This is a genomic window from Pseudomonas sp. SDO5271_S396, assembly GCF_054071795.1.
Map to the genome: position 1 here is coordinate 14,258 of NZ_JBSVWB010000063.1, position 18,533 is coordinate 32,790.

An 18,533-nucleotide genomic window follows, 5' to 3' on the forward strand; every position below is an offset into this window, starting at 1 on the left:
CGCCGCCGACCCCGCCGTGCTGCACCCGGTGCTGGCCGAGTTCGCGCTGCGCTATCCGGGGATCAACAAGGCGGCGGTGGCTTCGCAGTGGTCGATGAACTACATGAGCATCACCGTGCCCGCCACGCTGGCATGCCTGCTGACGCTGGACCGGGCCATTGATTTTTGGGATGACGGCAGCGTATTGCGGCTGGACGGCGGCCAACCCCTTGCCTTGCACTTTGCCAACCCTGTGCCCACGCTGGCGGTGCACGGACGTGCCGCTTACCTGTCACGCTGGGTGCATGAGCATTTGGCGCCGCTTTTTAACACCCTGGCAGCGGCGGGCGGCCTGGCGCCGAAGATCCTCTGGGGCAATTTTGTCGCGATCTGGGACGGCGCCTTCGAACGGCTTGACCGCGACCTGCGCCGCGAAGGCTTTGCCGAGGCGCACCGCTGGCTGGAGCCGGTCACCGTAAATGACGGTCGCTTGAAGCTGCGCGGCTTGCAGCGCCAGGTGCCGTCGCCCGCGCCGGAGATCTGCGCCCAGTTGCCCTTGCGTCGGCATTGCTGCCTGCATTACCAGCTGCACGAGTTGGTGGAAGGCGAGCCGCTGGTGCTGTGCGAATCCTGCCCCAAACTGCATCGCCTGCCCGTGGCCGAGCAGGTCAGCTACCTGCATTACCTCTACGACTGAGGCTGAACCATGCCCGCCGGGCGTGTTTCGGCCACCGGTTCCACCTCGCTCAAGCGCCCATGTTCGATGCGGATCAGTCGATCCGCCAGACCAAAGTACGCATCGTCGTGGGAGATCACGATCACCAGTTTGCCGCGCTCGCGCAGGTCGGTCAGGATCCGCGTGTAGAAGAAGTGCTTGAACACCGGGTCCTGGTCCGCGGCCCATTCGTCGAACAGGTAGCAGGGGCGGTCGTCCAGGTACGCGCTGAGCAGTGCCAGGCGTTTGCGTTGCCCGGTGGACAGCGCGAGGGTGGTCAACCGCCCGTGTTCGATATGCACTTTGTGATCCAGCTGCAGGTGCACCAGGTAATCCTGGGCCTGCTGCATCAAGTGCGGATCGTCGCCGTCGAAGAGGTTTTCGAACAGGCAGAAGTCGGTGAAGATCGCCGAAAAATGCTGGCGATAATGGTGATTGTCGTCACTGGAGGACACCTGTTCGTCCAACATCACGTCGCCGCTTTCCGGGCGGTAGAGGCCGGTGAGCAATAGCGCCAGGGTGGTCTTGCCGCTGCCGTTGCCGCCGGTGATGAACACGGTTTCCCCGGCGTTGAGCGTCACATCGATGGGCCCCAGGGTGAAATGCCCGTCTTCGCGCTCGCGGTAATAGGTATGGGTGACCTGGCGGCACACCAGGCTGCGCACGTGGGTCGGTGCGAAGGTTTCGATGGCTTCATGGGCGCCTTGCATCTCGCCTTCCAGTGCGCGGATCTTGTTCAGCGCCACGCTGGCCCGGCCCAGGGTTGGCAGGGCATGCATCAGTTCCGAAAGCGGGGTGATCATGTACAGAATCGCCAGGATATACCCGGTGACCAGGCTCACACTCAGCTCGATAAAGTGCGGCGCAGCAAACAACACAACGCCGATCAGCAGGTAGAACACCGCGTTGCCCCAGTTCAGCACCACGGCATAGATGCTCATGCCGCGCACGAAATCCCGACGGTACTGCTGGCTGACCGGCAGCAGCAGGCGCGCGAAGAAATGCTGGCGACGCGGGTGGTTGAGCTGCAACTCTTTACTGCCGTCAGTGAGCAGGCGGTAGTGATCGAACAGTTGGTCCTTGAGCTCCCGCGCCCGGGAAATCGAGGTCAGCGCCCGGCGCTGCGGCCAGTTGAAACTCAAGCTACCCAGCACGATCAACAACACGGTCAAGCCCAACAGCGGCAGGCTTAGCCAGCCCAGGTAGGCCAGGCACGCGACGATGATGCCGCCGTTGACCAACAGGATCGGCACCAACTCCACCGCCTGGCTGATGGTTTGCGTATCGTCGGTCAGCATCGCCAGCAGGCGGTGCTTGCCGAGTTTCTGCAATTGCGCGTACGGCGTGTCGATCAACTTGGCGCTCAGGTGCAGGCGCATATCGTTGACAGCGGCCTGGCCCAGGCGCAGCAGGCTGATGTCGGAGATGATCCGCGACACCGCCACCAGCAGCACCAAAGCGCCAAAGTACGCGCCATCGATCGGGCGCAATTGTTCGAACACCGTGAGGCTGTGGTTGATCATGGCGATCAGACCCGCCGCCGCGAGGCCGCAGGCCAGGCCGGTCAAGGTCGCGACCGAAAGCGCGCGCCACGAGCGCCGGGCCATGAGTATCAGCAAATCCATTCAAACCGCTCCGTCTGTAGCGATGGCCGCAAGGCTCGCCACCAATTGTTGATGCACCACCGGTTGCTCGAGGATGTTCAAGTGCTGGGCCTGAACCACTTCGCGCACCAGCGGCCCGCTGCTCAGGTGTTCCCACTGCGGGTCGGCAAAGTCGGCGGCCTGCAACGTGTCGCTGGCCCACCATACGTGAACCGGGCAGCTTAGCCGCGGCGGCTGGAAACTGGCCAGCAGGCGTTGCGTGTGCTGCTCGTAGCCCAGGCGCGTGTGCAGGTGTTCCCAGCTGTCGCCATCCAGTTGCAAGCCTTGTTGTTGAGCCCACTGAGCAAGTTCCGGCAGGCGCTCGGCGGCGGGCAGGGCATCGAGTCTGGCGGTCAATGCCGTCAGCGGCAACTGGCGCAGCGCGGCCTGGCTGTCCGCCGTCAACGCCTGGGCTGACGCCGCCAGCAGGGTTTCCGCGCTGTCAGGCGCTGCCTGGCGCTGGTATTGCGAATCGAGAATGCCGAGGAACGCCACCTGTTCGCCGTCGCGCTCCAGCTGCGCGGCCGCGCTCATTGCGAGTAACCCGCCGAGGGAAAACCCCAGCAGATGATACGGCCCGTGGGGCTGCTGGCGGCGCAAGTGCTCGACGTACAGCGCCGCCAGGCGTTCGAGGTCGCTGTCTGCCTGGGCGGCGCTGTCCGTGCCCAGGTACGCAGCCTGCAAACCCCACAGTTGCCAGTTCGGCAGATGGGGCAACAGCGCGCGGTAATCCTGCACATGGCCGGTGGAGGGGTGGAAGCAGAACAACTGAGGGCCGCTGTCGGTGCTCGACAACCGCACCAGCGGCGACAGCTGGAACTGCGCCTGTACCAGCGTCGCGAACGCCGCCACGCTGGGTGCGTTGAACACCGCGTTCACCGTGACCGGCGCCGACAACACCGTTTGCAAGCGGCTGGCCAGGCTCACCGCCGCCAGCGAATGCCCACCGAGGGCAAAAAAATCATCGTCGATGCCCACCCGCTCCAGGCCCAGTACCTGGGCCCAGACGTCAGCCAGCAACGCTTCCAGCGGTGTGCACGGCAAGGCACTGCCGACGCTGTCGAGGACCTTGTCGGCCCATTGCTGCAAGGTCTTGCGGTCGAGTTTGCCGTTGCCCATCAGCGGCAGCGCCTCGACGATACGCAAGCTCGGCAGCATATAGTCCGGCAAACGGTCCTGGGCCTGGCCATGCAGTTGCGCCACGCTGGGCGTTTGCCCGGGTGTCAGCGTGAGGAAGGCGAACAGTTGCTGGCCAAGCTCACCCTTGGGGATGCATTCCACCGCCGCCTGGGCCACGCCCGGCAGGCTGGCCAGTTGCGCCTGGATCTCGTCGAGTTCCACACGAAAGCCACGCACCTTGACCTGGCGATCCGCTCGGCCACTGATTTCCAGGCTGGCGTCATGCCGGTAGCGCGCGCGGTCGCCGCTGCGGTAGAGGCGTTCGCCGTCGCGCTCGATAAACCGCTCGGTGTCCTGCTGCGCTTCCAGATAACCGCGCGCCAGTTGCGGGCCGCCGATATACAGTTCGGCGGCTTGCCCCGGCGCGACCGGTTGCAGGCTGTCGTCGAGCAGGTAAAGGCGCATGCCGTCCAGGCGGTCACTCAACGGCAGGCGACGGTAATCGCAGCTCGGCTCAAGCCGGTGCATCGCCACGCCCACGGTGGTTTCCGTCGGGCCATAGTGGTTGAACAACGTCAATGCCGGCGCACGCTGGCGCAGTTGCTGCAACAGGCGCGGCGAGCAGGTTTCGCCGCCGAGAATCAGTTGTTTGCCGGGCAGCACATCCGCTCCGGTTGTGCTGAGCAGCCAGGCGTCGAGCAACGACGGCACGATTTTCAGGTGATCGACCGGGTATTGCGCCTGCCAGGCCGCCCAGGCGTGGGCGTCCATGGCGATGTCCTTGTCCAGCAAGTGCAGTTCGCCGCCGCTGAGCAGGGCCGGGAACAGCAAGGTGTAACCCAGGTCGGCTGCCAGCGAGGTGACGATGGCACTGCGTTCGCCTGGGGCCAGTTGCAGGCGTGCGGACACGCTGGACACATAACTGGCCAGTTGCGCGTGCTCCACGATCACACCTTTGGGCGAACCGGTACTGCCCGAGGTGAACAGCACATAGGCGGCGTCCTGGGGTTGAATCCCGTGCGCCACCTCAGTCATCGGCGCCTGCTGCCAAGTGGCGGTGTCGCGCAGATCCAGGCTGCCCGCACCCGCCAGCAGCGGGGCGGGGCCCGCCGCGCCGCTGAGTACGAAACGCGGCTGCGCCTGTTGCAGCATCGCCAGGGTGCGTTGCGCTGGCTGATGCACATCCAGCGGCACGAACGCCGCGCCGCTCTTCAGCACGCCGAGCATCGCCAGCACCATCGACGCCGAACGGTCCAGGTACAACGCCACCCGGTCTTCGCGACCGACGCCCTGAGCACGCAGATAATGCGCCAGCTGATTGCTGCGCGCGTGCAGCTCGGCATAGCTCAGGTGCAGGTGCGTGTCGCGCAGTGCCAGGTGATCGGCAAAACCCGTGGCAGTCTCGTTGAAGCGCGCAGGCACGCTGACGAACCCCGGCGCGCCCGTGGTTTCACACGCGGCCAATACCTGCGCAAAACGCGGCGCATGCAGCGACAGCTCCGCCAGCGGCTTGGCCGGATGGTTCAGTGCGTCGAGCAGCAACGATTGCAGTTGCTCCAGCAGGGTTTCGGCGGCCTGCACGCTGTAGCGGTTGGCCTGATGGCACAGATCGAGGCGATAAGCGCCGTTGCCCTGGTCTTGCGCGATCAGCAGCAATTCCATGCCGGCAGGGTTCGCCTCCAGCGCGGTGATCTTGAGCGAGCCAGCCACATCAGCGGCCCACTGGAAGCCAAACGCGACGGTGTCGACGGGCGGCGAGTACTCCTGCCATTCGATGGCCTGTTCACACAGTGCCTGCAGCGTCGTCAAGCGCTGGCCGAAGGTGCTCTCAGGCGCGGGCTGCCAGGGCAGGGGCAGCGCCTTGGCGAACAACCCCCAGCAGTCGGCGAGTTCCTCATAGTCGTCGCGGCAGTCATGCACCCAGTTCAGGGTCAGGCTTGGGCTGTCGGTGGCGCTCAAGCGTTGCAGCAACACGGCCCAGGCGCTCATCAGCACCTGTTCGACCGGGGCGGATTGGCGTCGCAGCGCCACACTCAACTCAGGGGAAACGCTGGCCGAGGTGGTCAGCAACACCGCGTGCGCATCGTTGCGTACCTCGCGGTACAGCAATTCGCTGCCGGCTGACTCACCCAGTGCCAGGTCGACCCAGAATTGTCGGCCCAGTTCAGCGTCTTCGTCGGTTTGCAGGTCGTGCACCCAGGCGCTGTACTGGGTGTAGGTCATGGCCTCGTCGTCGGGCTGCGGCGCTTGCGCCGAACCCAAGGCCCGGGCGAGGCGCAGCAGGGTGCCACGGTCGGCGGCCAGTGCCGGCAATTGCACGGTGACCTGCTGCACATCGTCCGCCAGCGCCTCTACTTCAAGGCTGATGGACGGAGCCGCCGCCACGCTTTGCAACGGCACCTGCAAGCCGGGCTGGGGCCGTGCCTGCAAACGCAACGCGTCGTGACAGTCGGTGAGTGCCGCCAGCCGTTCGCGCAGGCCTGCCAGTGCCGCCGCACCGCGAACTTGCACGCTCAAGCGTGCCGGCGGCGCATTCGCCAGCCACTGGCTGCGCTGCTGCGGGGACAGGGCGAATGCCGCTTGCTGCTCGTACTGGCTCATGCCTGTTCCCCCACACCTTGCAGTTGTTCACGATTCATCATTTGCCCCATGGCCACGCAGATCTTGCGCTCACCCTCGAACGGGTCGCGGGCGTGGGCCACCAGCATATTGTCGAGCATCACCATGTCGCCTTTTTGCCAGGCAAAACGCACGGCGCAGGCTTCGTACGCGGCACCAATCACGTCCATCACCGCATCCTCGATCACGCTGCCGTCGCCGTAATACACGTTGCGCGGCAAGTTGCCCTCGCCAAACAGCTTGATCAGGTTGGCACGCACCTCCGGCTCCAGGCAGGCGCTGTGGTGCAACTGCACCTGGTTGAAGAACGAACGCTCGCCGGTGTCGGGGTGTTCGACGATGGCCGGGCAATACTGGGCAATCTTCAGGTTGTCGTCGCCCAGCCATTCCCAGCGCATGCCCGATTGCCGGCACTGACGCTCGACTTCCTCGCGTTGCTCGGTCTTGAAGAAGTCCTGCCAGCGCACGTCCAGTTTGTCGGTGAAGTGCCGCACATACAGCAGGCCCAGGGCCTGCAAGCGTTCGACGATGGCCGGCGGCAACTGCGCCAGCACCTGGCGGCAATCGACAATCGGCGTGCAGCCGCCCTTGGGTGCCGGGATTTCGCAGAAGAACCACTGCTTGCGCGGCCATTGCGGCAGGTGCGAGCTTTCGTTGTGGAACAGGATCATGTGCTGTTCCGGGTACGGCGTGGAGTGGTAGATGTTCTTGCCCGAGGTGTTTTTCGGCAGGTCGCCGTAGGTGCCGTACAGGTCCGGCTCGATGGCCTGGGCGAACTGCTCGAAAGCACTCGCGTCCGGCAGGTTGAAACCGCGGAACAACAAGCCGCCATGGGTGCGCAACTGTGCGTTGATCCAGTCCCGTGCCTGCTCGGCCCAGTGCACCGGGTCGAGATCGGCCAACAGCGGTTCGATCACCAGTGGCAGCGGCTGCGTGTCGCTCAGGGTACGCGTGCGCACCTGTTCATGGGCCAGTTGGCTCACGGCGGTGGCGCGGGTCTGCTTGAGTTTGCTCATCTTCGACAGTTTGCGCGCACTGCGGGCTTGCGCCTCATCCGCCACCACGGCAACCGCGGCGCTGTCGCCGTCAAGGCGCCACGCCCAGTCGTCCAGGGTCAGCTGTTGCACCAGTTGCTCGAAACCTTGTTCCAGGCGGGCAACGGTCTGCGCCTGCAACACGCTGGTGCGGTACACCCAGCGTACGTTCAGGCCGGTTTCGTCCTCCTCGACAAATACCGCGAGGTCGAACTTGCTGGTTTCCTGACGCGGTTCCAGGTGTTCCACCTCCAGCCCCGACAACGTGGCCGTGCCTTGTGGTGTGTTCTGCATCACGAACAACACCTGCACCAGCGGGTTGACCCCCGGTGTGCGCGGCGGTTGCAGGGCTTCCACCAGCTTGTCGAACGGCACTTGTTGGTGCTGGAAGGCGGCCAGGCAGTCGTCCCGCAGGCGTTGCAGGCGGCTGTCGAAGCTGTCGGACTCACTCAAGCGCGCACGGATCGGCAACACGTTGACGAAGAACCCGATGAGGTTTTCCAGCGCCGGGTGTTCGCGGTTGGCGAGGTCGGTGCCGACGATAAAGTCGTGGCTGCCGGTGGCCCGCTGCAGCAGGCTGTTGAACGCATTGAGCAGCACCATGAACAGCGTCGCCCGGTGCTGCTGGGCGTAAGCCTTGAGCACCTGGGTGTGGGCCGGGCTGAAGTGCTGTGTCAACACCGCGCCTTGATAGTCCGGCTGTGTCGGGCGCGGAGCGTCCAGCGGCAACGGGATCAAGGTGGGCGCGCCGTCGAGCTGGCGGCGCCAGTAATCGATGGCGCGCGCCAGTTGGCGTTGTTGCGCTTCGCTGCGTTGCCAGTGGGCGTAGTCGGCGAATTGGATCGGCAGCGCCGTATACACCGGTGTCGAGCCGCTGGAATAGGCCTGGTAACCGGTGATCAGCTCCTGGATCAGAATGCCCATGGACCAGGCATCGGTGGCGATGTGGTGCAGCACCAGTTGCAGCACATGGTCGTCCTCACCCACGCGCAGCAATTGCGCGCGCAGCATCGGCGCCTGTTGCAGGTCGAACGGCAGCGCCGCCTGTTGGTCGATCGCCGCTTGCAGCGCCTGGGGCTCGATGTGGCGAGGCGTCAGGTCCAGCGGTGTCGCTTCATGGATCACCTGGCAAGGTTGATCCCCCTTGAGCTGGAAGCCGGTGCGCAGTGATTCGTGACGCTCCAGCACGCGTTGCAGCGCGTTTTGCAGCGCCGCGATATCCAGCGCGCCACGCAGGCGCACCACGCTGGACATGTTGTACGCCGCGCTCGGGCCTTCGAAACGGTCGAGGAACCACAGGCGTTGCTGGCTGTAGGACAGCGGCAGGGTCTGGTTGCGCGGTACCGGCAGAATCTCGCTGTCGTCCAGCTCCCGGGCGTGCTGATCGACCGTCTGTGCCAACTGCTCCAGGGTGCCGCCCTCGAACAGCGTGCGCAGCGGCAGGTGCACGTTCAGGCGCCGGCGGATGCGCGACAGCACCTGGGTGGCCAGCAATGAATGGCCGCCGATGGCAAAAAAGTCGTCATGCACGCTGACCTGATCGACGCTGAGGATTTCTTGCCAAAGCGCGGCCAGCACCTGCTCGGTCGGTGTGCGCGGTGCCACCGACACGCCTTCGGCCGGCTCGGCGTGGACCACGTCCAGGGCGGCGAGGGCACGGCGGTCGACCTTGCCGTTGGGGCTCAGCGGCAACTGCGCCAGGCTGATCCAGCGCGCCGGCACCATATACGCCGCCAGTTGCCCGGCCAGGTGCGCGGTCAACGCCTGTTGCGCTGTTTGCCCGCCCAGCCCGGCGCTGGCATCGAGTACGTACCAGGCCACCAGTTGCAGCGCGCCTCGGCTGTCGGGCAGCGCCAACACGGCCGCGCTGTCCACCGCCGGGTGCTGCATCAGGCGGTTTTCGATCTCGCCCAATTCGATGCGATGGCCGCGAATCTTCACTTGCTGGTCACGGCGACCCAGGTATTCGATCACGCCATCGGCGCGCAGACGGCCAATGTCGCCACTGCGGTACAGACGCGCGCCAGGCTCGAACGGGTGCGTTACAAAGGCTTCGCGGGTGCGCTGCGGATCGCGCAGGTAGCCACGGCCTACGCCGACGCCGCCGATGCACAGCTCGCCCGGTACGCCGATGGGCACCATGCGCAGGTCGGCATCCAGGACAAACACCTGATTGTTCGCGGTCGGGCGGCCAATCGGCATATGCAGGCAGTCATCGCCCGGTGCGGTGGTGATCGGGTAGAACGTCACGTCGTCCGAGCATTCCGCCGGACCATAGGCGTTCATCAGCGGGATCGCCGGGAAACGCGCGAACCAGTCCTGGGCCAACGCCGGCGGCAGCGCTTCGCCGGTCGGCAGCAGCCAGCGCAGGTGTGTCAGGCGGTGTTCCGGGCGTGCTTCCTGGAGCATGCCGCGAATCAGCGCCGGCACGGTTTCCAGCAGGGTCAGTTGCAGGTCTTGCACTGCATCGAGCAGCGCCACCGGGTCGTGGGCCTGAGCGTCCGGCAGGATCTGCACGGTCGCGCCCACCAGCGGCGCGGCGAGGAACTGCCATACGCAGATATCGAAGGCCGGCGAAGCGGTCTGGGCGATCCGGTCGTGTTCGCCCAGGCCCAGGGCCGGCACCTTGCCGAAGATGTTATTGAGCATGCCGCGCTGTTCCACCATCACGCCCTTGGGGGTGCCGGTGGAGCCGGAGGTGAAAATCACATAAGCCAGTTGGTCAGGCGTGTGCGCGTACTGCACCGCCGGCTTGGCCTCGCCTTGCCACAGCGTCTGCGCGACCAGGCAGGTGGGTTGCTTGAGGGTTTTCGGCAGTACGTCGTCCAGCACGCCGGTGGCGTGTTCGCACACCAACAGCAGCGGGGCTTCACCCAGGTCGAGCAATTCGGCCAGGCGCTTCGCCGGCTGCTGGATGTCCAGGGCCTGGAACGCCGCGCCAGCCTTGAGTGTGCCGATCATCAGCGTGAGCAATTCAAGGCCGCGTGCGGCGAACAGCGCCACCAGGGTCTCAGGCCCGGCGCCTGCCGTTTGCAAGGCGTGGGCGACGGCATTGGCGCGCCGGTCCAGCTCGGCGTAGGTCAACGACTGCTGCTGATCAACCGCCGCGACTTGCTCAGGTCGGCGGCGCACCTGTTCGGCAAACAACGCGGCGTAGCCTTCGTTCAACGGGAAATCGACCGCGCTGTGGTTCCAGTCCACCTGCAATTGCCGGCGTTCGGCAGCCGGTAGCATGGCCAGGCTGGCCAAGGTGGCCTCCGGCGCGTCGAGCATGCTGGAAAGCAACTGCGTCAGGTGACCGAGCATGCGCTCCACCGTGTCGGTACTGAACCGCTGGTTGTCGTAGGACAGGCGAATGCCCAGGCGGTCGCCGGGGTACAGCACTACCGTCATCGGGAAGTTGGTGTGTACGCGGTCTTCGTAGATATCGATGCTGAAGGCGTCCAGTTGCACGCTGCTGATGTCCAGCGGGGCGTTTTCGAACACCACCAGGCTGTCGAACAGCTGCTGGCCGCGCGGCACCTGGCTGCTGCGCTGGATATCCACCAGCGAGGCGCTTTCGTGCTCGCGCAGGCGGGCGTTGTGGGACAGCAACGCTTGCAGCCAGTCCGCCACCCGGGCCTCGGGGTCCACATCGACGCGCAACGGCAAGCTGTTGATGAACAGCCCGACCATTTCTTCGACACCCGCCAGGTCGGTGGGGCGACCGGCGACGGTCACGCCGAACAGCACGTCGCGCTGGCCGCTGTAGCGTGACAACAACAGAGCCCAGGCGCCCTGGATCCAGGTGTTGGGTGTCAGTTGGTAGTGTTGGCACAGCTGCTGTAGCCGCTGGGTCTGGCTGATGCTCAAGGTACGGTCGACATCACCCACTGCTTCCGGCGCTTGCTCTGGACGGGCGAGGGCGCTGTCCACGTGCAACGGGGTCGGCTCGCTGAAGCCTTGCAGCTCGGTTTGCCAGAAAGCCAGTGCGGCGGCCTGATCCTGGCGTTCCAGCCAGCTCATGTAGCCACGGAACGAGCGCAGGCGCGGACGTGCCACCGGCTCCTGGCGTACCTGGGCCTGATAAATCGCCAGCAGGTCTTCCATCAACAGGCCGAAGCACCAGGCATCGGTGAGGATATGGTGGAAGCTGCGCACCACGGCGAAACGGCGGTCGTCGAGCTGGAACACCCGCAGGTGGGTCAGTGGCGCGCTGGCCATGTCGAAGCCCTGCACGCGCTGGGCTTCCAGGGCCTGGTCCATCGCCGCGTGCTGCGCGGCGTCATCCAGGTGACGCAGGTCCTGCCAGTCGAAGGCCGCCGGGGTGTTGCGGTACACGCATTGCAACGGCGCGTGATCGTCCTGCCACCAGAATGCGGTGCGCATCATCGGGTGCCGTTCGAGGAACAGCTGCCACGCGGCTTCCATGGCCGGGCGCTGCAACGCGCCGTCCCAGCTGTAGCGTTGCTGCATCAGGTAGATGCCGCTGTGGGGTTGCAGCAAGGTGTGCAGCAACATGCCCTGTTGCATGGAGGAGAGTGGGTAGACATCCTCCAGGTTCGCCCAGTCCAGTGGTTCGCTCGCCAGGCTCGCGGCCTGGGCGTGACACAACGGGAAGGCTTCGCTGGCCGGACGCAGGTCGGTCTCCTTGAGCAAGGTCGCCAGCGCGCTCAGGCGTTCGATCAATTGCGGCGCCCAGTCGCGCGCCAGTGCACCTTCGCAACGCAGGTGCAATTGGCCGTTCTGCCAGTGGGCGTCGAGGCGCAAGGCATGGGCAGAAGGCGTAGGGGCATTGGCGGCGGTCACCGCGCCGAGCAGGCCGCGCGACTCACGATGACTGTCGAAGTCGCCGCGCCAGTGAATGGCAATCGGCGCCGCCGGCAGGTCGCGCAACGGCTCCTGCAAATAGGTGTTGTCCGACAGGTAGCGCAGGGCTGCGTAATCCGCGCCGTGCTGCGGGTAGGCGCGCAATTGCGCGGTGATCGCCTGCAAGCGTTGCAGCGCGGTGGCGCCGTCGGTCTGCAGAAACACCCGCACGGCCAGGTCCAGGGCACCGAGGATGCGCTGCGGTTCGAGGTCGGCCAGCACGATAGGCGCATTGACCGGCAGGCGCTCCGCCACCGGGCGTGCGGCGTGCAGGTCCAGGGCGAGCAAGCCGTCGCCCGCGACAGCGCGGCATTGTTCGGCCACGGCAGTGGCCAACAGGCTGTTCCAGTCCAGATGCAGGCGTTCGGCCAGGCGTTTGAGCTCGCCTGAGAGGTCGGCGCTCAAACGTTGCTCGACCACCTGGCTCGGCTGCGGGCTGTGGGGCAGTTGCAGGGTGTCCATGCCGGCGTATTGCAGCCAGTGTTCCCAGGCGTCATCCAGCGCATCGCCCTCGGCATGGGCTTGTTGATGGCGGACCCACGGCGTGAAATTGCCGCCAGCGTAAGACAGCCGCACCGGTCGCTGGTACAGCAGTTGCCCCAGCGCCAGGTTGAGGTCGCTGAGCAGCAACGGCCACGAGGCTTCATCCAGGCACAAGGGCGACGCGGCGAGCAATACGCAGTGCTGGCCGTCAGCACTCAGCAGGCTGGCATGCAGGGTTTGCCCGGCGGTCGGGTCCAGGCTGTCGACACCGGCCTGGGCCAGTGCCTGCAATTGTTCCGGCACGTAGCTGCCCTGGCTGATCGACGCGGCTTTGGGTGCCACCAGCACGCGCTGCTGCCCATCGCCGTCGAGGGCCAGACGCAATGCCTGATGCTGTTGTTGCAGGGCGGCGAGGGCCTGGCCGAGCAGTTCGCGGTCAAGGGCCTGGGGCAGGGCTACGCAGCGCCAGGTGGCCGCCAGGGCGTTTTGCTCCAGGCGCGCACGCTGGCCGGCGCCCAACGGCAAGGCGTAGCCGTCGGCCCGTTGTTCGGCCACCGAGTGGCTGGCATCGGCGCCCAGTACGCGGGCGATGTCGGCGATGGTGCGGTTTTCGAACAACTGGCGCGGGGTGAGCTTGAGCCCTTGCTGATTGGCCCGGGCGATGATCTGCAAGTTCAGGATCGAGTCGCCGCCAATGGCGAAGAAGTTGTCGTGCACGCCCACCTGTTCGCGCTGGAGCACGTCCTGCCAGATCGTCGCCAGCAGGCTTTCGACGTCGTTGCGCGGCGCCACGTGGGTGGCGCTGTCGTCGTTCGCCTTGTGCGGCAGCGGCAGGCGCTGGACGTCCAGCTTGCCGTTGCGGGTCAGGGGCAGTTCATCCAGGGTGATGAAGTGCGCCGGCACCATGTAATCCGGCACGCGGGTGCCGAGGTCGTTACGCAGTTTGACCGGCGACAGCGACTGGCTAGCCACCAGCCAGGCCACCAGGCGCAGGCTGCCGTCCAGTTCGACGGCGCGCACCACGGCCTGTTCGATCAACGGCGACAGGCGCTTGATCTGGGCTTCGACTTCGCCCAGTTCCAGGCGATTGCCACGAATCTTCACCTGGCTGTCGACCCGGCCCAGGAACGCCAATTGGCCGTCTACCAGCCAGCGTACGCGGTCACCGGTGCGGTACCAGCGTTGACCCTCATCGTCGTTGTGGAAGCGTTCGGTGGTGAGGTCGTCACGGTGCAGGTAACCCCGCGCCAGTGCGCCGCTGATCAGCAGTTCGCCGCTGATCCCGCTGGCCACGTCCTGGCCCCGGGCATCCACCACCCGCAGGCGTCGGTTCGGCAGCGGGCGACCCAGGGCAATGCTGCGCTGGCCGGGGCTGAGGGCGGTGGCAATCGCGCCGACCGTCGCTTCGCTCGGGCCATAGTGGTTGAACACCCGCAGCTGTGGCGCCAGGCCGTTGACCTGGGCCAGCAGCGCCGGGCTCAGGGCATCGCCGCCGAACACCAGCAGCGCCTTGGGCAACAAGCGCGCATCGGGCAGCGCCTGCAACAGGCCGCTGAGGTGGCTCGGGGTGATTTTCAGCACGTCCACCGGATGCTGGCTGAACAGCTCGGCCAGGGCCAACGGGCTGAAGCCGCTGTCGTCATCCACCAGCAACAGGCTGCCGCCGGTGCACAGGGCGCCGAACAATTGGGTATGACCGAGGTCCGCCGCCACGCTCGACAGCAGACCGTAGCGTGCACCCGCCGGTGGGTTGAGGACGTCGTGCACCGCCGTCAGATAGTCGACGATGGCGCGGTGTTCCACCACCACGCCTTTGGGCGTGCCGGTGGAGCCCGAGGTGTAGATCACGTAGGCCGCTGCGTCCGCACGATGGACGACAGCCGGCGCGGTGTCCGCCAATGCGGCGATGGCCTCGGCCTGTTCGGCCAGGCACAGCAGCGGCGTGTGGGCGGCCAGGCCGTTCAACAACGGCGATGGGGCCGCACCGATCAGCAGTGCCGCGCGGCTGTCTTGCAGCACATCGGCCAGGCGCCCGGCGGGTTGCTTCAAGTCCAGCGGCAGATACGCCGCGCCGGCCTTCAGGGTGGCAAGCAGCGCGATTACGAAATCGTTGCTGCGCTCCAGTGCCAGCGCCACCAGGCTATCGCTGCCGATGCCCTGTGCCCGCAGATATTGGCTGAGGCGGTTGGCGCGTTGATCCAGCTCGCGGTAACTCAAGGCGCCTAGGCGGTCACGGACCGCCAATCGATCGGGGTTGGCCGCCACCTGCTGTTCGAAGCGCTGGTGCAGGCAGGCGTCGGGCACCGCCAACGATGCGCCACGCCCGAGGTTGTGCACGTGTTGACGTTCTTCAGCGCTCAACCAGTCGAGCTCAGCCACGCGGCAATCCGGCTGTGCCGCCATCGCCAGCAAGACGGCGCGTAATTGCCGGGAAAGCTGCGCGATTTCGGCGTCGCTGAAGCGGCTGCGGTTGTAGCTGAACAGATAGTGCAACTGTTCGCCCGGCACCACGATCAGTGACAGCGGGAAGTGGTTGCGGCCCTGGGTCAGGGTCAGCCCGTCGCTGGCCGCGTCGCGATTCGGATCGGCAAAGCTCAGGCCACCGGCGTCCTGGTTGAGGGCGTCGGTGACCGGGAAGTTTTCGAACACCAGGATCGAGTCGAACAGCGCGCGTTCGGCGGCGATCTTGCTCATCGACTTGAGCTTACCCAGCGGCAGGTAGGCGTGGTGGCGCAGGTCGCTGTTGGCCTGTTGCAACTGCTGCAACCAGTCCACCAGCGTCGGGCCTTCGCTCCACTGCACGCGCAAGGGCAGGGTGTTGATGAACAGACCCACGGTGCTGTCGATGGCCGCCAGGTTTTCCGGACGACCGGCCACGGTCACGCCGTAGATCACGTCGTCACGCCCCGCATGCTGGCCCAGCAGCAGTGCCCACGCGCCCTGGATCAGGGTGTTGAGGGTCAGGTTGTGGCGGCGCGCAAATTGCGACAGCTGTTCGGTTTCGGCCACTTCCAGACGGTGTTCCCGCTCGGCGCAGGGGGCGTCGGTCGGCGTACTCAGACGCAGGCCGAAGTCGGGCAGGGGCGTGGGTTCGCTGACATCCTGCAACTGCTCGCGCCAGAAACCTTCGGTGGCGGCCATGTCCTGCTCGGCGAGCCAGGCGATGTAGTCACGGTAGGCGCGGGTCGGCGGCAGGTTGGCCGGGCGCCCGTGGGCCTGCTCGTAGTAGAGCGCGAGCCATTCCTGGATCGCGATGCCGACGCTCCAGCCATCCATGATGATGTGATGGAAGGTCCAGATCAGGTGCCAGCGCTGTGTTTCCAGGCGCACCAGGGCCAGGCGCATCAGCGGTGCGTCATTAAGCTCCAGCGGTTGTGTGCGCTGCTCCAGTGCCAGGTGTTGCAGGGCGGTGCGGGTGTCGGCCTGGCCTTGCCAGTCCAGTTCGGTCAAGGGCAGGTCGAGATCGCTTTGCACCACCTGGTAGGCGTCGTCGAGGTCTTCCCACAGAAATGCGCTGCGCAGCACAGCGTGGCGTTGCATCAGCGCCTGCCAGGCCGCGCGGAATGCGGCCAAATCCAGCGGGCCGTTCATTTCCAGGCTCAGTTGCTGGTAGTACACCCGCGAATCCGGCTCGACCACCGTATGAAACAGCAAACCGTGCTGGGTCGGCGAAAGGGAGTAGATGTCTTCAATGTTGTTCATGCTTTGGCGATCCATTTCAAATGCTTGGGGAAACCGCTGCGCAGCGGTTTCAGGAAGTCGGTTTGCTCTTGAGCTTGCCCAGCAACGTGTCCAGGGACTTTTGATTCAGCGCCTTGGCCAGCGGGAAATCGGACGGCATCAGGGCGCCGGCCTGCGGGTCCAGGCAGTGTTCGAGCAGCGCCTGCAAATGCTCCAGCAGGCGCGCGGGCAGGTGACGGTCGGTGTCCGCACTGACCGTATGCCACTGCACCCGCAGCACGCCGTCTTCCAGCCAGGCCACCACTTCACGGGCATGGCTCACGCGGTTGGCCGGCGAGACCTCCGGCGGCGCTGCCAGCGTGCTGGCGCGCAACCAGCCTTGGGGGGCCTGCTCGTGGCCGAGGTAGTTGAACAACACGTCACCGCCGCCAGCCGGCAATTCGCCGCGCAGGCGCAGCAAACCGTAGCCGAGCCCCTGGCCCGGTACGCCGCGCAAGGCTTCCTTGGCCTGGCGCACCCAATCACTGACGCTGCCGCTTGCACTCACGCGCAACGGGAACAGGGTGGTGAACCAGCCCACGGTGCGGCTCACGTCCAGGCCTTCGAACGGCGCATCACGGCCATGGCGTTCCAGGTCGACCACGATGTCGCTGCGCCGCTCGACTTCAGCCAGGGTGGCGACCAGTGCCGCTATCAGCAGCTCTTCGGGCTGGGTGCGATAGGCTGTATGGGCTTCGGTCAGCCATTGGTGTGTGCGAGTGGCGTCCCACTGGGTTGTCAGGGTCTGGCGTTCGGCGACGCTGGCCTGTGGCAGTGGCCGGTTGGCGTGCTGCGCCGCCCAGTAAGGCCGTTCGGCGCTGATCTTGGCCCCATGGGCGTGCAACTGCTCGGCCCAGTGCCGGTACGCGGTGGTTTTGGCCGGCAAGGTGGCCGGGTTGCCCTGTTGCAGTGCGTCATACAGGCGCTGGAAGTCTTCCAGCAAGGGTGTCCAGGACACCGCATCCACCACCAGGTGATGGGCCACCAGGTACAGGCGCTGCGGCTCGCCGTCCAGCAGCGCGGCGGCGAACAGCGGGCCGTGTTGCAGGTCCAGGCCCTGCGCAACCTGGTGCAACTGCTCAGGCTCGGTGACGAGCGTCAATGCCGCCGGCATCGCTGGTGCGATGTGGGCCAGCCACTGCCCATCGACCTGGCTGAAACGCAGGCGCAGTGCATCATGGTGGGCCACCAGGCGGTCCAGTGCCGCCTGCACCAGCGCCGGTTGCAAGGCACGGTCGCTGTCGGCCAGCACGGCCTGGTTCCAGTACGCGGCCTGGGGTTGCTGTTGGTCGAAGAACCACTGGTGCAGCGGCATCAACGGCATCGCACCGGTCACTTCGCCTTGCTCGGCCACCGTCAGCAGCGGCTGGGTGACCAGGGCCAGTGCCGCAGGAGTCTGGGCGCGGAACAGGTCTTTGGGCGTCAGTGCGTAACCCTGTTCACGCAGTTGTGCGATCAGTTTCAGGCCGAGGATCGAGTCGCCGCCCAGGGCGAAGAAACTGTCGCTGGTGCCCACGGCACGGCCGCCGGTGAGGCTGTCGCCGAGCAGTTCGCCGATCAAACGGCAGATCAGGCTTTCCAGCGCGTTGCGCGGTGCGACCAGCACCTCCTGGGGCTGCGGCAATGGCCACGCCGCCAGGGCCTTGCGGTCGAGTTTGCCGTTGGTGGTCAACGGCAGGCTCGGCACCTTGACCCAGACCACCGGGACCATATAGGCCGGCAGTTCGGCGCTGAGCGGCGCGCCGAGGTCGGCCTGAACGGTCTGGCTGCTGTAGAACGCCACCAGGCGGTTGTCGAGCACCAGTGTGCAGGCGCCGGTAATGCCCGGCTGGGCCAACAGCACGGCGTCGATTTCACCCAGTTCGATACGTTGCCCACGCAGCTTGACCTGATGGTCGAGGCGCCCCAGGTACTCGATATTGCCATCGGCCAGGAAGCGGCAACGGTCGCCGGTACGGTACAAGCGCTCGCCACGGACTGTGAGGAAACGCTCGGCGGTCAGGTCGTCACGTTTCAGGTAACCGCGCGCCACGCCGACACCGCCGATGTACAGCTCGCCAATGCTGCCGATCGGCAATGGCTGCTGGGCCTCGTCAAGAATATGCAAGTGCAGGTTGGCAATCGGTTTACCGATGGGCACCCGTTGGTCATTCACCGAGCAACGCCATACCGAGACATCGATGGCCGCTTCGGTGGGGCCATACAGGTTGACCAGCGCCGCCGGGTGTTGACCCATAAAGCGCTGGACCAGATCGACGGGCAAGGCTTCACCGCTGGCAAACACCTGTCGCAGGCTGGTGCAGGCAGACAGGCTCGGTTCCTCGACAAACGCGCGCAGCATCGACGGCACGAAGTGCAGGGTGGTGACCTGTT

Annotated in this window: 5 protein-coding genes; 1 reads left to right on the top strand and 4 read right to left on the bottom strand. The window is 65.9% G+C overall.

The window, feature by feature from the left end:
• Positions 1-19 precede the first annotated feature (19 nt).
• Positions 20-676 carry a siderophore-iron reductase FhuF gene (gene fhuF / locus ACW9IN_RS27395; protein WP_457368799.1) on the top strand — a complete coding sequence of 219 codons (657 nt, stop codon included), beginning with the start codon at positions 20-22 and terminating at the stop codon, positions 674-676.
• Here the strand turns inward: fhuF and ACW9IN_RS27400 are convergent.
• The 4 genes from ACW9IN_RS27400 to ACW9IN_RS27415 all read right to left on the bottom strand — a co-directional run.
• Positions 667-2,319, bottom strand: a complete 1,653-nt coding sequence (locus ACW9IN_RS27400; protein WP_457368795.1) for a cyclic peptide export ABC transporter — start codon at positions 2,317-2,319, stop codon at positions 667-669. The two genes, fhuF and ACW9IN_RS27400, sit on opposite strands and share 10 nt — an antisense overlap.
• Entirely contained in the window at positions 2,320-6,057 is a 3,738-nt protein-coding gene (locus ACW9IN_RS27405) for a non-ribosomal peptide synthetase (RefSeq protein ID WP_457368796.1), read from the bottom strand.
• Positions 6,054-16,142 (bottom strand): amino acid adenylation domain-containing protein, encoded by a 10,089-nt coding sequence (locus ACW9IN_RS27410; protein ID WP_457368797.1) that lies wholly within the window; start codon positions 16,140-16,142, stop codon positions 6,054-6,056. Before ACW9IN_RS27410 ends, ACW9IN_RS27405 begins: the two co-directional genes overlap by 4 nt.
• A gap of 49 nt (positions 16,143-16,191) precedes the next feature.
• Positions 16,192-18,533, bottom strand: a 2,342-nt coding sequence (locus tag ACW9IN_RS27415) for a condensation domain-containing protein (RefSeq protein ID WP_457368798.1), incomplete at its 5' end; no start/stop codon positions are given.